Source organism: Micromonospora sp. URMC 107, assembly GCF_051386315.1.
In the GTDB taxonomy this organism is placed as follows: Bacteria; Actinomycetota; Actinomycetes; order Mycobacteriales; family Micromonosporaceae; genus Micromonospora.
Genome location: NZ_JBPQTK010000048.1, coordinates 1 through 21,093 on the forward strand (window position 1 = coordinate 1; position 21,093 = coordinate 21,093).

A 21,093-nucleotide genomic window follows, 5' to 3' on the forward strand; every position below is an offset into this window, starting at 1 on the left:
GGTAGCCGAAGCGGGCGCGGTGCTCGGCGAACTCGTCCTCGTCGCGCAGCTCCACCAGGCCGGTCGTCCGGCGGCGCGGGCGGGCCGGGCGCGGCTGCCGGGCGCCGGGTGCTGCTGGTCCTCCAGGCGATGGACTGCGGCGGCAAGGACGGCACGATCAGGCGGGTGGCCGGCGCGATGAACCCGCTGGGGCTGCACGTCCGCTCGTTCGGCCCGCCCACCCCCGAGGAGCTGCGGCACGACTTCCTGTGGCGGATCCGGCGGGCGCTCCCGCCGCCCGGTCACGTCGGGGTCTTCAACCGCTCGCACTACGAGGACGTGCTCGTGGCCCGCGTCGAGTCGCTGGTGCCCGAGCCGATCTGGCAGGCCCGGTACGACGAGATCAACGCCTTCGAGCGGGAGCAGGTTGACGCGGGGGTGACCCTGGTGAAGGTGCTGCTGCACATCTCGTACGCCGAGCAGGGCCGGCGGCTGCTGGCACGGCTGGACGACCCGCGCAAGCACTGGAAGTACGACCCCTCGGACGTCGACGCCCGCGCCCGCTGGGACGACTACCAGGCCGCGTACGCCGAGGCCCTGAGCCGGTGCGGCACGGACGCCGCGCCCTGGTACGTGGTGCCGGCGGACCGCAAGTGGTACCGCGACTGGGCCGTCGCGCACCTGCTCCGCGAGACGTTCGACACCCTCGATCTCGGGTATCCGCCTGCCGGTTTCGACGTCCGGTACGAACGGGAGCGGCTGCTGGGACCCGAGAGAAGGGCGTAGGTGAACGGCAGGTGAACGACCGGTGAATGTGGCCTGACCAGGGGGAGGCCGCGCAATTCCCGGTTCCGTCGTTTTCTAGCATTCCCAGGCGGGCACCCTCCGGGCGACCGACACCCTTCCACCGACACGACGAGGTCCGTGCTGTGAAGTTTTCCTTCCGCCCGAACGAGGGCGCCTTTTACGAGCTCTTCACCAGGGCCGCGCAGAACCTGGTGAAGGGCACCGAGCTGCTCAACGAGCTGGCCCTCCCCGGGGTGGAGGTGCAGTCGGTCAGCGAGCGGCTCACCGAGGTGGAGCACGACAGCGACCAGATCACCCACGAGCTGTACAAGAAGATCAACTCGACCTTCATCACCCCGTTCGACCGGGAGGACATCTACCGGCTCGGGTCGCTGCTGGACGACGTGATGGACCACCTCGAGGCGGTCGGCAACCTGCTCTACCTCTACGGCCTGACCAAGCTGCCCTCGCTGCCCCGCGAGATGCACGAAATGGTCAACGTGCTCGACGCGCAGGCGAAGCTGACCGCCGACGCGATGCCGCGCCTGAAGTCGATGAAGGACCTCGAGGACTACTGGATCGAGTGCAACCGGCTGGAGAACGACGGCGACCAGGTGTACCGGATGCTGCTGGTCCGCCTCTTCTCCGGCGAGTACGACGCGCTGACCGTGCTGAAGATGAAGGAGGTCGCCGACGAGCTGGAGGCCGCCTGCGACGCCTTCGAGCACGTGGCCAACACCGTCGAGACCATCGCGGTCAAGGAGTCCTGATCCTGTGAGTCCCGAACTCATCGCCGTGCTGGCGGTGATCGCGGTGGCGTTGGCGTTCGACTACACCAACGGCTTCCACGACGCCGCCAACGCGATCGCGACCAGCATCTCCACCCGGGCGCTCACACCCCGGGTGGCCCTGGCCATGGCGGCGGTCGGCAACTTCATCGGCGCGCACTTCGGCGCCGAGGTGGCCAAGACCGTCGGCAGCGGCCTGGTGAAACTACCCACCGGCACGGCGAGCCTCGGCATCGTCTTCGCCGGCGTGATCGGCGCGATCGTCTGGAACCTCGTCACCTGGTACTTCGGCCTCCCGTCGTCCTCGTCGCACGCGCTGATCGGCGGCCTCGTCGGCTCGACCGTCGCCGCGTCCGGCACGGTGCTCTGGACCGGCATCGGGGAGAGCGTGATCATCCCGATGGTGCTCTCGCCGATGGTCGGCTTCCTGCTCGGCTACATCGTCATGATCGCCGTTCAGTGGATCTTCCGGAAGGGGCACCCGGGCCGGCTCAACCGGGGCTTCCGCTGGGCGCAGACCGCGTCCGCCGCCGCCATGTCGGTCGGCCACGGCATGCAGGACGCCGCCAAGACCATCGGCATCGTGGTGCTCGCCCTCTACGTGGGCGGCTACCAGGACGACCCCAGCTTCATCCCGGAGTGGGCGTTCTGGACCTCGGCCGCCGTGCTGGCCGCCGGCACGTACGCCGGTGGTTGGCGGATCATCCGGACGCTGGGCCGGAAGATCATCGACCTGCGGCCGCCGGAGGGCTTCGCCGCCGAGACCGTGGCCAGCGGGGTGCTCTACTTCAACGCGCTGGTCCTCGGTGCGCCGATCTCGACGACCCACACGATCACCTCGGCGATCATGGGCGTCGGCGCCACCAAGCGGCTCTCCGCCGTCCGGTGGGGCGTGGCCGGCAACATCGTCGGCGCGTGGATCCTCACCTTCCCGGCCGCCGGCTCGATCGGCGCCCTGATGTACTTCCTGGTCCGCCCGCTGTTCAGCTGAACCGCGACGAAGGGCCCCCCGCGACGCGTCGCGGGGGGCCCTTCGCGCACAGCCCGTCAGGAGTAGTCGACGCCGATCTGGGCGCGGACGGAGTCGAGGAGCGCCATCACCTCCAGCGTGGCGACGTGGGGGACCAGGGGGCTCTCCAGGAGGCCCTCGGCGAGGCAGCGCTGGACCTCGGCGGCCTCGTACTGGTAGCCGCCGCCGACCAGCTCGTCGGTGATCGTCTCCGGCTCGGCGCCGGCCCGGCGCAGGGTCAGCGAGCCGGGGCGGAAGAACGGCTCGGGCAGGTCGATCCGGCCGGTGGTGCCGGTGACCGAGGCGACCAGCGGGGGCGCCCCGACCATGCCGCAGCTCAGCGTGGCGACCGCGCCCGAGTCGTAGCCGAGGACGATGCCGGTGTTCTCGTCCACCCCCTCCGGGCTCAGCCTGGCCCAGGCCCGGACGTGGTCGGGCACGCCGAGCAGCAGGTGGGCCAGGCTGACCGGGTAGACGCCGAGGTCGAGCAGGGCGCCGCCGCCGAGGGTGCGGGCCCGCATCCGGTGCTCCGGCGGGAACGGCCCGGCCACCCCGAAGTCGGCCCGGACGCCGGTCACCGTGCCGACCGCGCCGTCGGCGACCAGCTCGCAGAGCCGGCGGACGAGCGGGTTCGTCCGCATCCACATGGCCTCCATGAGGAAGATCCCGGCCGCGCGGGCGGTCTCCACCAGCTCGACGCTGGTCGCCAGGTCGAGGGTGAACGGCTTCTCCAGCAGCACCGCCCGGCCGGCCGCGAGGCAGGCCATGGCCGCCTCGTGGTGCGCGGCGTGCGGGGTGGCGACGTAGACGACGTCCAGCTCGTCGTCCGCGGCGAGTTCCGCCCAGGAGGCGTACGCCCGCGGCACGCCGTGCCGGGCCGCGAACCGCTCCGCGCTCTCGGCGGTACGCGAACCGACCGCCGCGAGTTCGGCGCCCGGGACCAGGCGCAGGTCCTCGGCGAAACGGGCGGCGATGTTGCCGGTGGCCAGGATGCCCCATCGAGTCATGCCGGCCACGCTAGCGAAGATCACCCGACGGCGGCGCGGGCGATCCACCCGTCGGGAACTAGGCTCGGCCCATGACGATCGACGCCGACGGCTTCCCCGCACCCCCGGCGCTCGTGGCGCACGCCCGCAAGTTCCGGGCCGAGGGCGGCACTCCGGTGGTGCCCCGGGTCGCGGCCACCGTGCTGCTGCTCCGCCCCGCCGGCGACGACTTCGAGGTGTACCTGATCCGTCGGGTCGCCGCGATGGCCTTCGGCGGGATGTACGCCTTCCCCGGCGGCGGCGTCGACCCCTCGGACTCGCAGGCGCACCTGGACTGGGCCGGCCCGACGCCGGCCGGGTGGGGTGAGCGGCTGGGGCTGACCCCCGAGGCCGCGCAGGCCGTCGTCTGTGCCGCCGCCCGGGAGGTGTTCGAGGAGGCCGGCGTCCTGCTGGCCGGCCCCGACGCGCAGACCGTGGTGGGCGACGTGAGCGGTGACGACTGGGAGGCCGACCGGGTGGCGCTGGAGCAGCGTCGGGGCGGCTTCGCCGACATGCTCGCCCGGCGCGGGCTCACCCTTCGGTCGGACCTGCTGCTGCCGTGGAGCCGGTGGATCACGCCGGAGTTCGAGCCGCGCCGCTTCGACACGTACTTCTTCGTGGCCCTGCTGCCGGAGGGGCAGCGGACCCGGGACGTCTCCGGCGAGGCCGACCACACCCTGTGGGTCCGCCCGGCGGACGCCCTGGCCCGGGCGGAGGCGGGTGAGCTGACCATGCTCCCGCCCACGCTGGTGAGCCTGGCCCAGGTGGCGGCCGGCGGCGACCTGGCCGGCGTCGCCCGCGCGGCGGCGACCCGGGACGCGGCCACCCCGGTCACGCCCCGCCTCGACGCGCCCGACGACGGCGAGGCCCGGTTCGTGCTGGGCTGACTGTGGTCTTCGTGCGCGGAGGTCGGCGAGGCTAGGCCACGAAGATGCAGAACGGGTGACCGGACAGGTCCGCGAACACGTACAACGGCTCGTCGGGGTCGTCGGACCGGTCGAGCAGGAGTTCCGCGCCCAGGGCCTCCGCGCGCTCACGCTGCCTCTCCAACTCGGACGCGTCCGGGACCGTGAAGTCGAGGTGCAACTGCATCGGAACGTCGTGCCGGGGCCAGGTGGTCCGAGGCAGGCGATCGACAAGTTGGAAGGCGAGCCGGGCCGCTCCGTCGGAGTCTCTGAGCACGAGCCAGCCCGGGGCGTCGGCCGTCCCGTCCGTCGGTGGTTCGTCACCGGGTCGGTACCGCAGCCCGAGCAGCTGCCGGTAGAACTCGGCAAGCTCCCGTGGGTTCGTGCTGTCGAGCACGGTCTGCAGCAACCGGGGATATTCCGACATGCCCGTCCTCCGCATCGACCGTAGGCGTTCCCCGACCCTAGAGCAGATCCCGGGGCGCTGCCGGGCTTGCCACGGCGTGGGCCCGGGAACGGAAGGGCCCCTTCCCAGGAGAGCGGGAAGGGGCCGCTGCCTCGCCGCTCAGCCGAAGCGGCCGGTGATGTAGTCCTCGGTCTTCTTCACGCCGGGGTTGCTGAAGATCTTCTGCGTGTTGTCGTACTCGATGAGGCGGCCCGGGTCGCCGGTCTTCTCGATCGAGAAGAAGGCGGTCCGGTCCGAGACGCGGGCGGCCTGCTGCATGTTGTGCGTGACGATGATGATGGTGAACTTGTCCTTGAGCTGGAACATCAGGTCCTCGATGGCCAGCGTGGAGATCGGGTCGAGCGCCGAGCAGGGCTCGTCCATCAGCACCACCTGCGGCTCGACGGCGATGGTCCGGGCGATGCAGAGCCGCTGCTGCTGACCGCCGGAGAGGCCGGCGCCGGGCTTGCCGAGCCGGTCCTTCACCTCGTCCCAGAGGTTGGCCGAGCGCAGCGCCCGCTCGGCCGCCTCGTCCAGGATCGACTTCTTCCGGACGCCGTTGAGCCGCAGCCCGGCCACCACGTTCTCGAAGATGCTCATGGTGGGGAACGGGTTCGGCCGCTGGAAGACCATGCCGATCATGCGCCGGACGGCGGTGACGTCCACGTCGCGGTCGTAGATGTCCTGGTCGTCGATGGTGAGGCTGCCCTCGACCCGGGCGCCGGGGAGCACCTCGTGCATCCGGTTGATCGACCGCAGGAAGGTGGACTTGCCGCAGCCGGACGGGCCGATCAGGGCGGTCACCGTCTTCGGCTCGACCGTCAGGTTGATGTTCTCGATCGCCTTGAAGGCGCCGTAGTAGGCGGTGACGTTCGAGGCTTCGATGCGCTTGGCCATGGTGGTGGTACCTCCGGGGTTCATCGGCCGAGCCGGTTGCGACGGGCCAGCAGCTTCGCCGCGACGGTCAGGATCAGCACGAGGGCGACCAGGGTGAGTGCCGCGGTCCACGCCCGCGCCGGCGCGTACCTCGACGCGTCACCGGCCTGCTGGTAGACGAAGAGGGCCAGCGACGACTGGTTGTTCTCGAACGGGTTGAAGTTGATCGCCGCGCCGCCGCCGGCGACGAGCAGCACCGGGGCGGTCTCTCCGGCCGCGCGGGCGATGGCGAGCATGACGCCGGTGACGATGCCCGGCAGGGCGGTCGGCAGCACGACCCGCAGGATGGTCTTCCACTTCGGCACGCCGAGGGCGTACGCCCCCTCGCGCAGCGGCGCCGGGACGAGACGCAGCATCTCCTCGGTGGAGCGGACCACGGTGGGCAGCATCAGCACGCTCAGCGCGAGCGCGGCGGCGAAGCCGGAGAAGCTGGGCCGCCCGTCGTTGAACCACGGCGAGACGATCAGCACCCAGAACGCGAGCACGAACAGGCCGGCGACGATCGACGGGATGCCCGTCATCACGTCCACGAAGAACCGGATCGTGAGGGCGAACCGACCCCGGCCGTACTCGACGATGTAGATCGCGCAGAGGATGCCGAGCGGGACGGTGATCAGGGCGGCGATGCCGACCTGCTGGAGCGTGCCGACGATCGCGTGGTACGCGCCGCCGTTCGGGTCCCGCGCGCCGATGTTGTTCATCGAGGTGAGGAAGAAGTCGGCGTCCAGGCGTTCCGCGCCCTTGCTGACCAGGGTCCAGACCACCGACGCCAGCGGCAGGACGGCCAGCACGAACGCGGAGTGGATCAGCGCGCTCCAGGTGCGGTTGCGGGCGGACCGCCGCCCCTCGACGCGGTTCGCGGCGGCGAACAGGCCGGCCAGGTAGAGCAGCGCGCCGAGGACCACGACCAGCACGGGGCCGCCGGTGTCGGTGCCGTACACGAAGGCGGCGGCGACCAGCAGGGCGGCTGCCGCGATGGCCGGCGCGGCGTACTTCGGCAGGCGCCGGGCCCGCAGCGTGGGCGGCTGGGCCGGCGGGCGGGTGCGGTGCGAGGTGACGGTGGTGCTCATGCCGCCACTCCGCTCCGCTGCGTGGCGCCATGAGGCACCGAGGCACTGTGACGATGATTCGCTCGCTGGTGCTCGCTCATGCGGCCGACTCCGTGAACTCCCGGCGGCGGTGGATGATCGCCCGCGCCGTGATGTTGACGATCAGCGTGATGGCGAAGAGCACGAGACCCGAGGCGATCAGCGCGCCCCGACCCGTGTCGTTCGCCTCGCCGAACGTGTTGGCGATGTTGGCGGCGATGGTGTTGCCGCCGCTCTCGATGAGGTTGAACGAGATGCCGAAGGTGATGCCGAGGGTCATCGCCAGGGCGATGGTCTCGCCGAGCGCCCGGCCCAGGCCGAGCATCACGGCGGCGACGATGCCGGGGCGGCCGTACGGCAGCACCGCGGTGCGGATCATCTCCCAGCGGGTGGCGCCGAGGGCGAGGGCGGCCTCCTCGTTGGCGGTCGGGGTCTGCAGGAACACCTCGCGGGAGAGCGAGGTGATGATCGGCAGCACCATGATCGCCAGGACCAGCGCGCCCAGCATGATGGACTTCCCGAACGGACCGTCGCCGCCGAAGATCGGGATCCAGCCGAAGTACGTGTTCAGCCAGGCGGAGAAGTCCCGCACCGGGTTGATGAAGACGTCGCGACCCCAGAGACCGAAGACCACGCTCGGCACCGCGGCCAGCAGGTCGATCAGGAAGCCCAGCGTGGTGCCGAGCCGGCGCGGCGCGTAGTGGGACAGGTAGAGGGCGATGCCCAGGGCCACCGGCACCGCGATGAGCAGGGCCAGCGCGGAGCTGAGCACGGTGCCGAAGGCGAGCGCCCCGATGCCGAACTTCGGCTCCGCGTCGTTCGGGAACCAGCCCTCGAAGGTCCAGAAGCTCTCGGTGTTGGCCCGTAGCGCCGGCACCGCCTTGGCGACCAGGAAGACCGCGATCGCCGCGATGACGACCAGGACGGCGGTGCCGGCGGCGAGGGTGAGGGCGCGGAAGGCCCGTTCGGCGCCGAACGCCCGGGCCCGGGGCAGCGCGCCGCCGCCGCCCAAGCCGGCCCCGCCCGGGGTACGGGTGCTGACTGGTGCCTCGGCCAGACGCGCCGAGGCACCGGCGGGCCGGTCGTGACCTTCGGTCACGCGCGTCCCGCCGGTGCCGGCGTGGGCCGAGCGGTGAGGGGTTTCACCCATCTGCTCGCTCGCTTCGCGTTGAGGTGGTGGTGACGGTGTCGATGCGGACGGCTCAGGCGAGGTTCTTGACCGCGGCCTCGACCTTGGTGCGGACCGAGTCGGGCAGCGGGGCGTAGCCCAGCTCCGTCAGGTCGGCCTGGCCCTCGGTGCTGGCGGCGTGGGCGAGGAAGCCCTTGACCAGTGGGAGCTTGTCGGCGGCGAGGCCCTTGGTGCAGACGATCTCGTAGGTCACCAGGACGATCGGGTAGGCCCCGGCCTCCTTGGTGTTGTAGTCGATCTTCATCTTCAGGTCGTCGCCCTGGCCGACCACCTCGGCGCCGGCGATGGTCTTGCCGGCCGACTCGGCGGTCAGCTCGGCGAACTCACCCGCGCCGTTGCCGACCTTCGCGGTCTTCAGGCCGCCGTTCTCGGCGTACGACCACTCGACGTAGCCGATGGTGCCGTCCTGGCCCTTGATCGCGCTGGCCACGCCGTCGGACTTCGCCGCGCCGGTGCCGCCCGGGGCCTTCCACTCCTTGGCCTTGCCGAAGGTCCAGTCGGACGCGGCGGTCTTGGTGAGGAAGTCGGTGAAGTTGTCGGTGGTGCCGGAGGAGTCCGAGCGGTGCACCGCGTTGATGGCGGTCGACGGCAGCTTGGCGTCCGGGTTGTCGGCCTTGATCGCCGGGTCGTCCCACCTGGTCACCTTGCCGGCGAAGATCTTCGCCAGGGTGGCCGGCTTGAGCTGGAGGTTGTCCACGCCGCTGACGTTGTAGGCGATGGCCACCGGGCCGATCACCATCGGCAGGTTGATCGCGGCGCCGCCGACGCACTTGGCGTTGGCCTGCGGCTGCTCCTCCTCCTTGAGGGCGGAGTCCGAGCCGGCGAAGTCGGCGGTGCCGGCGATGAAGGCCTGGATGCCGGCGCCCGAGCCGGAGGGCTCATAGTTGATCTTGGCGCCGGAGCACTTCTGCTGGTACGCCTTGATCCACTCATCCATCGCGTTCTTCTGCGCCGACGAGCCCTGGGCGTTCAGCGTGCCGGTGGCGCAGTCGGCGGCGGCGGCCGACCCGGAGGCGGAGGCGCTGCTCGCGGGCTCGTTGTTGTCCGAGCCGCATGCGCTGAGAGCGAGCGTCGCGGTAAGAGCGAGGCAGGCGAGAGTGCCGTGCCGCTGGAGCTTCACCTGAGGGGTTTCCCTTCACGTCTGACTTCGCACCCGGATTGGGGCCCGGGGTGCCGGCGCTGACCGGCTGATCCAAAAGTTAGGAGCGCCAGGTAGCCGGTTCGCCGGTCGGAAGTGAACGGGGGGTGAACAGGTGCGGCAGCGCAGATGACCGCTCGCTGAGGGTGAGTTGTCCGTTAAGTGAACCCGGGCGCCCCTGTCGGAAGTATGGGGATTTTCCCGGTAGGACGTCATCTCCCGGATGCGTCGCCGTCATCCGGCGGTGACCGTGCCGGGGCGGCACGCGCGGGCCCGGGCCGCCGCGGCCCGGGCCCGCGTCGGCGTCAGGCCGACTGGTAGTTGACGTGCGCCGACCAGGGGGCGAAGCCGAGCCGCTCGTAGAGCGCCACCGCGGCGGTGTTCGACTCGTCGACGTAGAGCATGACCCGGTCCAGCTCCCGCCGGTCCCGCAGGTACGCCAGCCCGGCTGCGGTCAGCGCCCGGCCCAGCCCGCCGCGGTGGGCCGACGGGTCCACGCCGAGGACGTAGACCTCGCCGATCCGGGCCGAGCCGGCCCGCTCGTGGACCTTCGTCCAGTGGAAGCCGAGCAGCCGCCCGGTGGACCCGTCGACGGCGAGCAGGAAACCCTCCGGGTCGAACCACGGCTCGGCGAGGCGTACCCGCAGGTCGGCGGCGGTCCAGCGGCCCTGTTCCGGGTGCTCGGCGAAGGCCCGCGCGTTGACCGCCAGCCACTCCTCGTCGTCGGCGCCGGGCCGGAACGCGCGCAGCGTCACCCCGTCCGGCAACGGGTGTTCGGCGATCAGGTCGGTCAGCGGCCGGCGCAGCTGCCAGAGCACCCGGGCCCGGCGTAGGCCCAGGTCGACGGCGAGCGCGGCGGCCGAGGGGTGGTCGCCGTGCGCCCAGACCCGCAGCGGGCCGTCGGCCGCCGCCAGGACGCCCCGGGCCAGCGCCCGCCCCGTCCCGCGTCGCCGGTACGCCGGGTGCACCACCAGCTCCACCCCGACCCCCGTGGCCGCGTCGGCGGTGTCCAGGTGCGCGTACCCGGTCAGTGTGCCGTCGTCCGCCCGGGCGGTCAGGTGCACCGCGGGCGCGTCGGGGTCGCGGAGCCGGAGCAGGACGTGCTCGTCGAACGGGTCCGCCCCGTCCGCGTCGCCGGCGGCGCGGGCGAGGGCCGTCACGTCGGCGATCTCCGTGGGGCTGAGGCGGTCGGCGCGGGTCACCCGGCCGCTGCTCGCATCGGGGTTGCTCATGACGTCACCGTAGTCTGGTCTTTCCTCGGCGCCGCCGGCCTCCGGCCGGTCGCCGGGCGGTGCGGCGGTCGTCACGCCGCCGGGTCGCCTGTGGACGAACGTCCGCCCGCACGGCTCACGTCGCCCCGTGGGGCAGGGCCTCCACCTCGAACCGCCTGGTCAGGTCCGGCAGGATGCGGTGCAACGCGTCCACCGTGCCCTGTCGGTCACCGCCGGCGTCGTGCAGCAGCACGACGGAGCCGGGTACGACGCCCTCGACGACCGTCGCCGCGATCCGGCCGGCGCCCGGCGTGTCCCAGTCCGCCGGGTCGACCGTCCAGTGCAGCGGCGTCATGCCGAGCTCCTGGGCCACCGACACCACCTGCGCGGTCCAGGCGCCGCCGGGCTGCCGGTAGTACGCGATCGGCGCGTCGGGCACCGCCGCCCGGATCGCCTCGCTGGTGCGCAGCAGGTCCGTTCGGATGACGGCCGGCGACCGCCGGCCGAGGTTGACGTCGTGGTTCCAGCTGTGATTGCACAGGGTGTGCCCGTCGGCCGCGATGGCTCGGATCAGGTCCGGGTGGCGCTGCGCGTTCTCGCCGACCACGCAGAAGGTGGCTCGCACCCGGTGCTCGCGGAGCAGGGCGAGCACCTGCGGCGTGTACTGGGGGTCCGGCCCGTCGTCGAAGGTCAGCGCGACCAGCGAGGTGCCGCTCGTGGTCTGCGTGCCGTACGGCCCGTCCGCCGTCCCCGGCGACGGCCCGTCCGCCGGGCCCGGCGGCGGCGTGCCGTCGGGGCTGGGGCCGCCGTCCTGCCCGGCCTCCGCCGGGCTGCTGCTCGGTTCACCCTCCGGCGTGCGGTGGGGAGTGTCCTCCGCCGGCGGCTGGTCGGCGTAGTGCGGGCCGGTGGCGCTGGTGGTCACGCTCGACCGGGTCGGCGGGTCGGGGACCAGGCTGCGGCCGAGGGCGTAGGCGGAGCCGAGCAACCCTGTCACCACCAGCGCGACGAGACCGACGGTGCGCGCCGCCGAGAGGTCCCGGACCAGTGGGCCCGTCCGTGCCGATCCGCCGCCCCCGTGGTCGATACGCACTCTGCCGCCCCCTTTTGCTTGCAAACCCGGCAGTCAGAATAGAACCGACGAGATGCACAAAAAGGGCATATGCGGATAGTCCCCGAGGGAGCCGGAAAGTCAGACCGGCAGGGGTGCGTGCTCGGTCTCCGGCAGGGACCGCGACGGAGGCACGACGAACTTGTAGCCCACCTGCCGCACGGTGCCGATCATCGACTCGTACTCGGAGCCGAGCTTGGCGCGCAGCCGCCGGACGTGCACGTCGACGGTGCGGGTGCCGCCGAAGTAGTCGTAGCCCCACACCTCGCGCAGGAGCTGGTCCCGGGTGAACACCCGGCCCGGGTGCTGCGCCAGGAACTTCAGCAGCTCGAACTCCTTGTAGGTGAGGTCGAGCGGCCGGCCCTTGAGTTTCGCGGCGTAGGTGTCCGGGTCGATCGTCAGCTCGCCGGCGCGGATCGAGCCGCCCGCCCCGGCGGTGGCGTTGCTCAGCCGCCCGACGGCGAGGCGCAGCCGGGCCTCCACCTCGGCCGGGCCGGCCGTGGCGAGGATGACGTCGTCGACGCCCCAGTCGGCGTTGAGCGCGATGAGGCCGGCCTCGGTGACGACCGCGACCAGCGGCACCCCGAGCCCGGTGGCGTGCAGCATCCGGCAGGTCGCCCGGGCCTCGCTCAGCTCGGAGCGGGCGTCGACCAGCACCGCGTCCGGACTGGGGCCGGCGACCAGCGTGCGGACGTCGCGGGGCGCGGTGCGGACCGAGTGCGGCAGCAGGTCGAGCGCCGGCAGCACTGCGGATGGTTCGCCTGCGCGCGCGGTCACCAGCAGCAGGATCTCCACGATCACCTCCGTCCCGGCGGCCGTCGGCCGCGCGCGACCAGCGCACTCCGCGGCGGGGCGTGACGCTGATGAACTTGCGTGGGTCCCGGCGTCGCTGACGGGGCGGGTAACGGGTCGAGCGTAACCGATCGCCCCGGTCGCACCTCCGCGTCCTTTCCCGTTTGCCCGGCTTGCCCGTGATCGTGCCCCAGGTTTTAACGTTGCCGAAACCGTGACCCGCGCGCCGGCTGGCCGGTCTGGCACGATCGGGGCGTGTTTCCCTCCAGCTCGCCCGAGACCGGCCGCGACCAGTGGCCCGACGGGCCCCGCCCCGGGCCCTCCGGCCCCTCCCGTGGCCAGCCGCCGGCGCCGCGCACCGGGCCGGCCCCCGACGACGACGGCGAGCGCCGGGAGCGCAGCGGGCCGCGCCGCGCCCGCCGGCCCGGCGAGCCGGCCCGCCGGCCCGACGACGAGCCGGACGACGAGCCGGACGAGGAGCCGATCGAGCCGGTCGAGGTGCGCCGCCCGCTCGCGCTGACCGTCGCCGGGTTCGCCGTCCTGCTCGGGGTGGGCCTGGTGCTCGGGGCGCAGACCTCCGGCCCGGGTCACCGGCTGCCCTTCGCGTTCATCATCTTCGGCGTACAGCTGCTCTTCGTGCTGGCCTGGACGATGGCCATGCGGCCGCCCGCGCTGCTGCTGGTCGCCCTGGTCAGCGTGGGCGCCGCCGCGGCGGCCGACACCGCCGCCGTGCAGGCGGACGTCGCCGGCCTGGCGCCGCTGGGCTACGTCGCGGCGGGCGGTTTCGCCCTCGGGGTGCTCGGCCAGCTCGTCCGGCGGGTCGACCGGGTGCGGGTGACCGACTCGCTCGGCAGCACCCTGCTGATCGTGGTCGGCGTCGTCGCCTTCGCCACCCTGATCGTGCTCAGCCGGATCCCGGCGGGCACCCAGGCCATCACGGTGTGCCTGACCGCGAGCGCGGTCGCGCTCACCGTCGCCCGGCTGACCGACGCGGTGGCGCCGTGGCCGCGACTGGCCCCCCAGGTGCCCCGGGGCGCGGCCGGCGTGGTCGTCGGCGCGATGGCCGGCACGCTCGTCAGCGCCGTCCTCGGCAGCTACCTGGTGACGCCCTTCACCCCGACCCGGGCCGCGATCATCGGGCTTGTCGCGGCGGTCGCCGCCGTGCTGGCCGACCTCGCCGTCGGCTACGCCGAGGCGGGCCGGCTGATGGCGGGGGAGCCGCCGACCATGTGGGTGGCCCGGCACATGCAGGGACCGCTCGGCGGCTTCGCCCTGGCCGCGCCGGCCGCGTACGCGATGTGCAAGCTCGTTCTCTGACACGGCGATTGAGGTTTTCGGAGTTCGGGTACCACCGGTGGGCCGCTTCGCGGCACCCTCGGCACTGACGACAGGAGGCGGCGTGGCCCACGACGACACGTACGAGGAGCGGCCCCGGCGACGCGGGCGAAAGGTGCTCATCACCCTCGTCGTGCTGCTGCTGGTCCTGGGCGGCCTGATCGTGGTGGCCGACCGGGTCGCCGTCGGGGTGGCCGAGCGGGCCATCGCCGACCAGGTCCGGCAGGAGATCGCCAAGCAGGGGGCGCAGTCCTCGCCGCCCGAGGTGGAGGTCGGCGGGGTCCCGTTCCTCACCCAGGTGCTCGACGGCCGCTACGAGCGCATCTCCATCGCGCTGCGCGACGTGCAGGGCTCGGTCCGGGGCGACGCGGTCGCGCTGCCGAAGCTCGACGTGGACGCCCGCAACGTGCGCGCCTCGCTCGACACCATCCGTTCGGGGCAGGGCGACGTGGTCGCCGAGACGGTCGACGGCACGGGCACCATCAGCTACGACAGCCTCGCGAAGCTGCTCGACCGGCCGGGGCTGACCCTCGGCGAGCAGAACGGCCGGCTGGCCGTCACCGCCCCGGTCGACATCCTCGGCCAGCGGCTCACCGTGACCGGCACGGCCGACATCGCGGTCGGCAAGGAGGGGCAGGTGTCGCTGCGTTTCAACGACCTGAACGCCGACGGCCTGCCGAACCTGCCGCTGGCCCGGACGCTGTTGAGCAACTACGCCCGCAGCATCTCCATCGACGTGCCCCTGCCCGAGCTGCCGTTCCAGCTCGCCGTCCGGGAGGTCCGGCCGCTGCCCGAGGGGCTGGCCGTCACCGCCGACGCCAGGAACGTGCCGATCAACTCCACCGCCGGTTGATCCGCCGCCGGTTCGGGGCGTCCCGGATGCTGGTCGGCCCGGTGGTGTCCCCGGGCCCGGCTGGTAGGCTCCCTGCTCATGGGGACGCTCCTCACCAAACGGCGCGCGGTCGACCTGTGCCGCGTGGCCACCTGCCTGTGTCGCCCCGTCATCTGACGGCGGGGCTGTCCTCGGCCGCCTAGCGGCCATCGGCACGCAGGGGCTCTTTCTTCTCCCGTGCTCTCTTTCAACGCCCGGCAGCGGCGCCGTCGCACGAACCCGTGATCCGTCCATACGGTGGATCCCGCGCGTGGTGCGATCGTCACGACTTTCGATGCCCTCGTGCTGGTTCACCATCCATCCTCACCAGGGAGTGATCTGATGAGTCGCGACACCGCACTCGTCTCGGCCGAATGGGCCGAGAAGAACCTCGACGCCCCGGGCGTCGTCTTCGTCGAGGTCGACGAGGACACCTCGGCCTACGACACCGGCCACATCGCCGGCGCGATCAAGCTGGACTGGAAGACCGACCTCCAGGACCAGGTGCGCCGGGACTTCGTCAACAAGAGCCAGTTCGAGGCCCTGCTCTCCGAGCGGGGCATCAGCAACGACGACACCGTGATCCTCTACGGCGGCAACAACAACTGGTTCGCCGCGTACGCGTACTGGTACTTCAAGCTCTACGGCCACCGCGACGTGAAGCTGCTCGACGGCGGTCGCAAGAAGTGGGAGCTCGACGCCCGTCCGCTGGTCACCGACGCGGTGACCCGCCCCGCGACCCAGTACGTGGCGCAGGAGCCGGACACCTCGATCCGGGCCTTCCGCGACGAGGTCGTGGCCGCCATCGGCACCAAGAACCTGGTGGACGTGCGCAGCCCCGACGAGTTCGCCGGCCGGCTGCTCGCCCCCGCCCACCTGCCGCAGGAGCAGGCGCAGCGGGCCGGGCACATCCCCACGGCGATCAGCGTGCCGTGGTCCAAGGCGGCCAACGAGGACGGCACCTTCAAGTCCGACGACGAGCTGCGCAAGATCTACGCCGACGCCGGGCTGGACGACAGCCGCGAGACCATCGCGTACTGCCGGATCGGCGAGCGTTCCTCGCACTCCTGGTTCGTGCTGCAGGAGCTGCTCGGCCACCGCAACGTGAAGAACTACGACGGATCCTGGACCGAGTACGGCTCGCTGGTCGGCGTGCCGGTCGCGCTCGGCGACGAGCCCGGGGAGGCCTGAGTCATGACCGCAACCACCGCTGCCAGCTGCGCCGCTCCCGACCAGGCCGCCCCGCTGCCCGCGAGCCTGGACCTGGAGAAGGAAACCGTGATCACCGGCGTCGTCCGGTCCGACGCGGGCGAGGCCGTCCCGGGCGCGTACGTCCGGCTGCTCGACTCGACCGGTGAGTTCACCGCCGAGGTGGTGACCTCGCCGGCCGGCCAGTTCCGGTTCTTCGCCGCGCCGGGTTCCTGGACCCTGCGGGCGCTCTCCCGGCACGGCAACGGCGACACCGCCGTGACCGCCGCCCGGGGCATCAACGAGGTCGCCGTCACGGTCGCCTCCTGACCCCCACGCTCTGATCGGCCCGTGGCCCGTCCCCTTCGCAGGTGGCGGCCCACGACCGTCTCCGGGCGCGGCTGACCGGCGTGACACCATGGCCCCCGTGAACGGCGTGCAAGCGGCGGGGCAGGCCCCGCCCACGGGTCCCGGCCAGCCGACACCCTCCCGGCGGTGGTGGCGTTGGCTGCTCGCCGCCACGGTGGCGTGGGCGGCGCTGCTGGCGGCGCTGACCTGGGTCTCGGTGCGGGACGACCCGCCGACCGTCCGCGAGCAGCGCAGCCTGACCGAGGCCGGCCCCGTCGTCGACCGCGCGGCCGGCGCACTGGTCGCGGCGGCCGGCGACACGGCCGTGCTGACCCCGCCCGAGGTCGAGCGGGGCTGCCGGGTCACCCCGTTCGCCGACGGTGCCACCCTGATCCGCGGGGTGGACGTGTTCGTCCCCGTGGGCCTGGAGCGGTCGCTGCTGCAGCGGGTCGCCGACCGGCTCCCCGAGAGCTGGCGGGCCGGCGTCCGGGTGACGTCGGAGGACGGCCCCCGGCTGCGCGCCGACGCGGGCGAGTTCGTCACCGTCTCCGGCGAGGTCGAGGCGGACGGCCTCGTCCGGCTGACCGTCGACACGGGGTGCCGGCCGGTCGGCGACGGCTACGCCGCACCGGCGGCCGGCGCCGACGACGGGGAGACCGAGGCCCTGGCCGCGGCGCTGCGGGCGCTCGGCGGCCCGCCCGGGGCGGCCCCCGCGAGACCGCCCCCGGCCAACGCTCCACGAGCGGCCCACGCTGGTGACACTCTGCTGCGCGGGCGACTACTCTCGGAAGCCATGGAACGCGTTCGGGCCGGGCTGGCCGAGCCCTCGCCCGACGGGTGGCGCCGCGGGTAGTCGATCTTCAAATTGGGAGGTCCTGAATGGCCGACGTGCCGAGCCCGCTCGCCGCCTTCATCGTGGGCGAGATCCGCAGAGCCCGGGGCGGTGCCGGCATGACGCAGGAGACCTTCGGCCGGGGTGCGGGATTCAGCGCGTCGCACGTCAGCGCCGTCGAGGGCGGCACCCGGGCACTGACGATGGACTTCATCAAGGGAGCCGACCGGGCGCTCAGAACCGGCGGGCTCTTCGAACGGCTCGTCGCCAGCGTCGGCGCCCCGTCCTGGTTCCTGCCGTGGCTCGACGCCGAGCGCGCCGCCACCCAGCTCCGCTACTTCGAGCCGAACCTGATCCCGGGTCTACTGCAAACGGAGAACTACGCCCGCACCGTGCTGCGCTCCGTCGACGTCCTCACCAGTGACGAGGTGGAACAGCGCGTCTCGGCTCGGATGGAGCGGCAGAGGATCCTGACGGACGACCGACCAACGCAGTTCGTCGCCGTACTCGACGAAGCAGCCCTACGCCGCTCCGGCGACGACATCGGCGGCGTCATGGCGCAACAGATCGCCCATCTGATCGCCCGCGCCGAACTGCCGCACGTACACGTGCACGTCATCCCGGCGAGGAGCGGCCTGCACGTCGGCCTGTCGGGGCCGTTCGCCCTCGCCCGCTCCCGCGACGGGGTGTGGGTCGGGCACCTTGAGAACCAGCTTGCCGGTGTCGTGGTGGACAAGGACGACGACGTGGCTGCGCTTCAAGCCAGGTGGGAGAGCGTGCGGAACGAGGCTCTGCCCCGCCGGCAGTCCATCGACCTGCTCAAGGAAGTAGAGAGCCTCCATGGACCTCAGTAGCGCTCAGTGGCGAAAGTCCACCCGTAGCGGCGCGAGCGGCGGGAACTGCCTCGAGGTGGCCGACAACCTGCCCGGCATGGTCGCCGTCCGCGACTCGAAGGACCCGACCGGCCCCGCCCTGACCTTCGCCCCCACCGCCTGGCGCGCGTTCGTCGCCCGCACCGCCGGGCGGGCCTGACCCTCTTCCGTACGCCCAAAGGTGTCCACCCGGACAGGCCGGCGCCTCCGGCGGCGTCGCTGGCCGCCCCTGACCTGCTCGCATCGACGACGGCAGGAAAGCCGAGAGTCGGAAGCGGCAGCCTTCCGGTAACCTGAGCGCGCGGGCCGCTAGCTCAATGGCAGAGCTGTGGACTTTTAATCCATAGGTTCAGGGTTCGAGTCCCTGGCGGCCCACCATCTGCCTCCCCTGAGCTGCGGATCCCACGAGAAAGACCACCAGGCACAACCTGGCTTCGCCGCCTGAACGGAGCTTCTACTACAGCACCTGGGCGGCGGGTCTCCGGGACGCCTGACGGATGGGCATGTCCGCCAGCCAGACGTCGGCCAGGTCGCTGAGGGGAACGTCGAGGGCCTGGCTGAGGCAGACCACGGTGCCGAACGCCGGCGCGGGGAGGCGGCCCGCCTCGATCTTGCGCAGCGTCTCGGGGGAGATGCCGGCCGCCAGGGCCACCTCGACGAGGCTGCGGCCGGCCCGCGCGGCCCGGAGGGCCACTCCGAGGCGCTGGCCCGCTGCGATCTGTTCGGCGGTGAGCGGTTGGCGAACCATGCCAGCAGGATATCCCTCCGAGGCAGCGCCGACCTGGCGTGGTATAAAAATACCGCACAACGGAGAGGGAGGCTGTCGTGATCGAACTCAAGTCCGCCGAGGAGATCGGCCGGATGGCGGTGACCGGCCAGTTCGTCGGCGAACTGCTCGCCGAGCTGAGCGATGTCGCCGCAGTCGGCGTCAACCTCATGGACCTCGAACATCACGCCCGCCGCCGGATCAAGGAACGCGGTGCCGAATCCTGCTACTGGGACTACGCCCCCTCGTTCGGGCGCGGCCCGTTCCGCAACGTGCTGTGCCTGTCGGTCAACGACGCGGTGCTGCACGGCCTGCCGCACGACTACGTTCTGCGCGACGGTGACCTGCTCAGCATCGACATGGCGCTCGGCATCGACGGCTGGGTCGCCGACTCCGCGCTCTCCGTCATCGTCGGCACTCCCGACCCGGCCGACCTCAAGCTGATCGAGGCCACCGAGGCCGCGCTGGAGGCCGGCATCGCCGCCGCCCAGCCCGGCGGCCGCCTCGGCGACGTCTCCGCCGCGATCGGCGGGGTCGCCCGCTCCTACGGCTACGGCGTCAACGGCGAGTTCGGCGGCCACGGCATCGGCCGCACCATGCACGAGGCCCCGCACGTCGCCAACGACGGCCGCCCCCGCCGCGGCCTGAGACTCGACCCCGGCCTCACCATCGCCATCGAGCCCTGGTTCTGCCGTTCCACCGACAAGATCAAGTTCGACAACGACGGCTGGACGATCCGCTCCGCCGACGGCTCCCGCACCGCCCACTCCGAACACACGGTCGCCATCACGGCTTCCGGCCCCCAGGTCCTGACCCGCCGCCCCGCTCACGGTGCCACCTCGGCCGACCCCACCAGGAAGCCCGCCACAGCCCGCTGACCTACTGCCTGCATCGGGGCGCGGCTGTACGGCGGTGGCCGCGCCTCCGGTCGAGGTCACCCCCTCCTGTCACGCCGACTAGCGGCAGAGCGAGCCGACCAGCTCCGCGAAGTCGGGGAACTCCGACCGTGCCGCGGTGATGGCCTCGGCAGGCGAGACGCGGCGGGACGGCGCCCAGCGCTCCGCGATCTCCGTGAGACGAGCGTCCGGGCGGGGATCGTGCATGTGGCGGGGGTACATCGTCGCTTCCAAGGGGCCGAAGCCGCCGGCAAGCAGCCACAGGTAGGCACCCAGGTCCTGGGCTACGACCGCCGTCTCGCCCTCCGACCCGAGGAACACCACCGGTTGCCGCTCGAGAGGCTCGTCCTGGCGCACCAGCCAGAACGCGGCGAGACCACCGCTGCCGTCCTGGCCGAAGATCCGGAACTCGGCTCCGTCGAGGTCACGGTTGCCCGTCCACGCCTGCAACCAGTCGGCCGTCTCGCGCTCATCGAGAAAGCCCGGGTACGGCTCGAAGTCGACCCCGGCCCCCTCCCGGTAGTCGAAGTCGACCTCGTGGGCTTCGGAGAGCGGGGGCGGCAGGGTACGACGATCATCATCCACGGCAGCACCCTAACGCCGGGGAACGACGTGACCTGCCCAAGGACCGCCCGAACGGCCTCGGCGCACTCGGTCACCGACGCGTCGGCAGCAGGTCGGTCCCCGCCTACGTGGGGAGGGTCCGCACGATCGCCGCCGCGAGGGTCGTCGCCTTCTCCTGGGCCATGGCGGTGATTTCGGCAGCGGAACTGAGCTTGCGGGGCCACCACGTGAGCGCCTCGATGCTGATCAGCAGTGACCCGTGCGCGAAGATCAGTCGCGCATCGCCGGGTAGGTACGCCATTCCGGCTTCGCTCTCCGGGTCCACCCGGTACGCCGTCGCCGTGGTCAGCCTCGCCCTCGTCGAGCCGATGGTCACCGTGCTCGCGGCCCATCGGGCGCTGGCCTGTCCGATGATGAGGCGGAACTCGCCGCTCGGGCACCTTGCGGTGCGCACCGCGGTCGCGGCTGCACCGGCCGCGGCGGCATCGGGCAGCTTGGCCACCCTGACGTCCAGGATGGTTGTCGGGCGCTGGATGTTGCCGTAGGACGACACGGGGTTGGCCTCGAGGCTGGCGGCCCACACCGCGTCGAGCGGCAACCCGCCCCCCTGCGCCCGGTCCGGCTCGGCGATGAGCAGGTCGCAGGGTTCGTATCGCGCCTCGCCGGTCTCGATCTCGCCCTGCCGAATGTCGTCACCCACACCGGCCTGTTCGGCCAGCCCGCGAATGGTCGTCATCAGAGCCTGCGGGTCGTCGGGCAGCGCCGACGGCACGGGGTTCACCGAGGGTGGTGGGGGTGGCGGCGGAGCGGGCTGTTCCACGCAGCCGGCGAGCCCCGCCATTACCAGCACGCTCGCGATGAGCGTTCCAGCGCGCGCCCGATCACCCGAATTCATTGACCCCCGCTTTCGTCAGGGGCGCAGCTTACTGTTTTCCGCGGCCGACAGTTGTCCGTGTCGACGCACGCCATCCGGGTGCTCGCCGCCCGCTGCACATTTGACGACCTGGACCTGGCCGGCGCCG

The 21,093-nt window shown here is 72.3% G+C and carries 24 protein-coding genes, 1 tRNA gene and 2 pseudogenes; 14 read left to right on the forward strand and 13 right to left on the reverse strand.

Annotation, left to right across the window (positions count from 1 at the left end; translation table 11 throughout):
- Positions 1–76, reverse strand: a pseudogene (locus ACSNN9_RS13665) (DUF402 domain-containing protein); the annotation flags it as partial.
- On the opposite strand from ACSNN9_RS13665, the pseudogene ACSNN9_RS13670 reads away from it, so the two are divergent.
- The 3 genes and pseudogenes from ACSNN9_RS13670 to ACSNN9_RS13680 all read left to right on the forward strand — a co-directional run.
- Positions 76–765, forward strand: a pseudogene (locus ACSNN9_RS13670) (PPK2 family polyphosphate kinase); the annotation flags it as partial. The pseudogenes ACSNN9_RS13665 and ACSNN9_RS13670 sit on opposite strands and share 1 nt — an antisense overlap.
- A gap of 143 nt (positions 766–908) precedes the next feature.
- Positions 909–1,535, forward strand: coding sequence for a DUF47 domain-containing protein (locus tag ACSNN9_RS13675; protein WP_088998168.1), 627 nt, complete (start codon positions 909–911; stop codon positions 1,533–1,535).
- Between the two features lie 4 nt (positions 1,536–1,539).
- A complete protein-coding gene (locus tag ACSNN9_RS13680; protein WP_088998169.1) occupies positions 1,540–2,544 on the forward strand; it encodes an inorganic phosphate transporter in 1,005 nt (334 codons plus the stop codon).
- A gap of 56 nt (positions 2,545–2,600) precedes the next feature.
- On the opposite strand, the gene ACSNN9_RS13685 is transcribed toward ACSNN9_RS13680, so the two are convergent.
- Positions 2,601–3,569, reverse strand: coding sequence for a Gfo/Idh/MocA family protein (locus ACSNN9_RS13685; RefSeq protein ID WP_436673405.1), 969 nt, complete (start codon positions 3,567–3,569; stop codon positions 2,601–2,603).
- 71 nt (positions 3,570–3,640) lie between these two features.
- Here ACSNN9_RS13685 and ACSNN9_RS13690 point away from each other — a divergent pair, with 71 nt between their 5' ends.
- A complete protein-coding gene (locus ACSNN9_RS13690; RefSeq protein WP_436673406.1) occupies positions 3,641–4,474 on the forward strand; it encodes an NUDIX hydrolase in 834 nt (277 codons plus the stop codon).
- Positions 4,475–4,505: 31 nt separating this feature from the next.
- On the opposite strand, the gene ACSNN9_RS13695 is transcribed toward ACSNN9_RS13690, so the two are convergent.
- The 8 genes from ACSNN9_RS13695 to ACSNN9_RS13730 all read right to left on the reverse strand — a co-directional run bounded on the left by ACSNN9_RS13695 (position 4,506) and on the right by ACSNN9_RS13730 (position 12,408).
- The gene (locus ACSNN9_RS13695; RefSeq protein ID WP_436673407.1) at positions 4,506–4,919 is read right to left on the reverse strand and encodes a VOC family protein; all 414 of its coding nucleotides are present in this window, start codon (positions 4,917–4,919) and stop codon (positions 4,506–4,508) included.
- Positions 4,920–5,057: 138 nt separating this feature from the next.
- Positions 5,058–5,834, reverse strand: coding sequence for a phosphate ABC transporter ATP-binding protein PstB (gene pstB / locus ACSNN9_RS13700; protein ID WP_358083247.1), 777 nt, complete (start codon positions 5,832–5,834; stop codon positions 5,058–5,060).
- Positions 5,835–5,854: 20 nt separating this feature from the next.
- Positions 5,855–6,943: a phosphate ABC transporter permease PstA gene (gene pstA, locus ACSNN9_RS13705; RefSeq protein WP_436673408.1), complete on the reverse strand. Its 1,089-nt coding sequence runs from the start codon at positions 6,941–6,943 to the stop codon at positions 5,855–5,857.
- Between the two features lie 76 nt (positions 6,944–7,019).
- On the reverse strand, positions 7,020–8,111 hold the full coding sequence (gene pstC / locus ACSNN9_RS13710; RefSeq protein WP_357877683.1) for a phosphate ABC transporter permease subunit PstC: 1,092 nt from the start codon (positions 8,109–8,111) through the stop codon (positions 7,020–7,022).
- Between the two features lie 52 nt (positions 8,112–8,163).
- Positions 8,164–9,270 (reverse strand): phosphate ABC transporter substrate-binding protein PstS, encoded by a 1,107-nt coding sequence (gene pstS, locus ACSNN9_RS13715; RefSeq protein WP_436673409.1) that lies wholly within the window; start codon positions 9,268–9,270, stop codon positions 8,164–8,166.
- A 323-nt stretch (positions 9,271–9,593) separates the two neighbouring features.
- Entirely contained in the window at positions 9,594–10,520 is a 927-nt protein-coding gene (gene mshD / locus ACSNN9_RS13720) for a mycothiol synthase (protein WP_436673410.1), read from the reverse strand.
- Positions 10,521–10,635: 115 nt separating this feature from the next.
- Complete coding sequence (locus ACSNN9_RS13725; RefSeq protein ID WP_436673438.1) at positions 10,636–11,583, reverse strand: polysaccharide deacetylase family protein; 948 nt, start codon at positions 11,581–11,583, stop codon at positions 10,636–10,638.
- A 105-nt stretch (positions 11,584–11,688) separates the two neighbouring features.
- The gene (locus ACSNN9_RS13730) at positions 11,689–12,408 is read right to left on the reverse strand and encodes a winged helix-turn-helix transcriptional regulator (RefSeq protein ID WP_436673411.1); all 720 of its coding nucleotides are present in this window, start codon (positions 12,406–12,408) and stop codon (positions 11,689–11,691) included.
- Positions 12,409–12,654: 246 nt separating this feature from the next.
- On the opposite strand from ACSNN9_RS13730, the gene ACSNN9_RS13735 reads away from it, so the two are divergent.
- The 9 genes from ACSNN9_RS13735 (at position 12,655) to ACSNN9_RS13775 (ending at position 18,223) form a co-directional block, all read left to right on the forward strand.
- Positions 12,655–13,716 (forward strand): hypothetical protein, encoded by a 1,062-nt coding sequence (locus ACSNN9_RS13735; RefSeq protein WP_436673412.1) that lies wholly within the window; start codon positions 12,655–12,657, stop codon positions 13,714–13,716.
- A gap of 82 nt (positions 13,717–13,798) precedes the next feature.
- Complete coding sequence (locus ACSNN9_RS13740) at positions 13,799–14,587, forward strand: LmeA family phospholipid-binding protein (RefSeq protein WP_436673413.1); 789 nt, start codon at positions 13,799–13,801, stop codon at positions 14,585–14,587.
- 78 nt (positions 14,588–14,665) lie between these two features.
- Complete coding sequence (locus ACSNN9_RS13745; protein ID WP_311202345.1) at positions 14,666–14,743, forward strand: Ms5788A family Cys-rich leader peptide; 78 nt, start codon at positions 14,666–14,668, stop codon at positions 14,741–14,743.
- Positions 14,744–14,947: 204 nt separating this feature from the next.
- Entirely contained in the window at positions 14,948–15,796 is an 849-nt protein-coding gene (locus ACSNN9_RS13750; protein WP_357874982.1) for a sulfurtransferase, read from the forward strand.
- Between the two features lie 3 nt (positions 15,797–15,799).
- Positions 15,800–16,123: a DUF1416 domain-containing protein gene (locus tag ACSNN9_RS13755; protein WP_358083226.1), complete on the forward strand. Its 324-nt coding sequence runs from the start codon at positions 15,800–15,802 to the stop codon at positions 16,121–16,123.
- 97 nt (positions 16,124–16,220) lie between these two features.
- The gene (locus ACSNN9_RS13760; protein ID WP_436673414.1) at positions 16,221–16,994 is read left to right on the forward strand and encodes a hypothetical protein; all 774 of its coding nucleotides are present in this window, start codon (positions 16,221–16,223) and stop codon (positions 16,992–16,994) included.
- Between the two features lie 26 nt (positions 16,995–17,020).
- Positions 17,021–17,827: a helix-turn-helix domain-containing protein gene (locus tag ACSNN9_RS13765; protein ID WP_436673415.1), complete on the forward strand. Its 807-nt coding sequence runs from the start codon at positions 17,021–17,023 to the stop codon at positions 17,825–17,827.
- Positions 17,814–18,005 (forward strand): DUF397 domain-containing protein, encoded by a 192-nt coding sequence (locus ACSNN9_RS13770; protein ID WP_436673416.1) that lies wholly within the window; start codon positions 17,814–17,816, stop codon positions 18,003–18,005. Before ACSNN9_RS13765 ends, ACSNN9_RS13770 begins: the two co-directional genes overlap by 14 nt.
- Positions 18,006–18,148: 143 nt before the next feature.
- A tRNA-Lys gene (locus ACSNN9_RS13775) sits at positions 18,149–18,223 on the forward strand.
- Between the two features lie 79 nt (positions 18,224–18,302).
- On the opposite strand, the gene ACSNN9_RS13780 is transcribed toward ACSNN9_RS13775, so the two are convergent.
- A complete protein-coding gene (locus tag ACSNN9_RS13780) occupies positions 18,303–18,593 on the reverse strand; it encodes a helix-turn-helix domain-containing protein (RefSeq protein WP_436673417.1) in 291 nt (96 codons plus the stop codon).
- Between the two features lie 77 nt (positions 18,594–18,670).
- Here ACSNN9_RS13780 and map point away from each other — a divergent pair, with 77 nt between their 5' ends.
- Entirely contained in the window at positions 18,671–19,489 is an 819-nt protein-coding gene (gene map / locus ACSNN9_RS13785) for a type I methionyl aminopeptidase (protein WP_436673418.1), read from the forward strand.
- Between the two features lie 78 nt (positions 19,490–19,567).
- On the opposite strand, the gene ACSNN9_RS13790 is transcribed toward map, so the two are convergent.
- Positions 19,568–20,092 carry an SMI1/KNR4 family protein gene (locus tag ACSNN9_RS13790; RefSeq protein WP_436673419.1) on the reverse strand — a complete coding sequence of 175 codons (525 nt, stop codon included), beginning with the start codon at positions 20,090–20,092 and terminating at the stop codon, positions 19,568–19,570.
- A 103-nt stretch (positions 20,093–20,195) separates the two neighbouring features.
- Positions 20,196–20,843, reverse strand: a complete 648-nt coding sequence (locus ACSNN9_RS13795) for a hypothetical protein (RefSeq protein ID WP_436673420.1) — start codon at positions 20,841–20,843, stop codon at positions 20,196–20,198.
- Positions 20,844–21,093: the final 250 nt, after the last annotated feature.

Excerpts from the sequence above, each read along its gene's own strand:
- ACSNN9_RS13685 (WP_436673405.1), bottom strand. The coding sequence starts at position 3,569 with ATGACTCGATGGGGCATCCTGGCCACCGGCAACATCGCCGCCCGTTTC.
- ACSNN9_RS13690 (WP_436673406.1), top strand. The coding sequence starts at position 3,641 with ATGACGATCGACGCCGACGGCTTCCCCGCACCCCCGGCGCTCGTGGCG.
- ACSNN9_RS13695 (WP_436673407.1), bottom strand. The coding sequence starts at position 4,919 with ATGTCGGAATATCCCCGGTTGCTGCAGACCGTGCTCGACAGCACGAAC.
- pstB (WP_358083247.1), bottom strand. The coding sequence starts at position 5,834 with ATGGCCAAGCGCATCGAAGCCTCGAACGTCACCGCCTACTACGGCGCC.
- pstA (WP_436673408.1), bottom strand. The coding sequence starts at position 6,943 with ATGAGCACCACCGTCACCTCGCACCGCACCCGCCCGCCGGCCCAGCCG.
- pstC (WP_357877683.1), bottom strand. The coding sequence starts at position 8,111 with ATGGGTGAAACCCCTCACCGCTCGGCCCACGCCGGCACCGGCGGGACG.
- mshD (WP_436673410.1), bottom strand. The coding sequence starts at position 10,520 with ATGAGCAACCCCGATGCGAGCAGCGGCCGGGTGACCCGCGCCGACCGC.
- ACSNN9_RS13745 (WP_311202345.1), top strand. The coding sequence starts at position 14,666 with ATGGGGACGCTCCTCACCAAACGGCGCGCGGTCGACCTGTGCCGCGTG.
- ACSNN9_RS13750 (WP_357874982.1), top strand. The coding sequence starts at position 14,948 with ATGAGTCGCGACACCGCACTCGTCTCGGCCGAATGGGCCGAGAAGAAC.
- ACSNN9_RS13755 (WP_358083226.1), top strand. The coding sequence starts at position 15,800 with ATGACCGCAACCACCGCTGCCAGCTGCGCCGCTCCCGACCAGGCCGCC.
- ACSNN9_RS13765 (WP_436673415.1), top strand. The coding sequence starts at position 17,021 with ATGGCCGACGTGCCGAGCCCGCTCGCCGCCTTCATCGTGGGCGAGATC.
- ACSNN9_RS13770 (WP_436673416.1), top strand. The coding sequence starts at position 17,814 with ATGGACCTCAGTAGCGCTCAGTGGCGAAAGTCCACCCGTAGCGGCGCG.
- ACSNN9_RS13780 (WP_436673417.1), bottom strand. The coding sequence starts at position 18,593 with ATGGTTCGCCAACCGCTCACCGCCGAACAGATCGCAGCGGGCCAGCGC.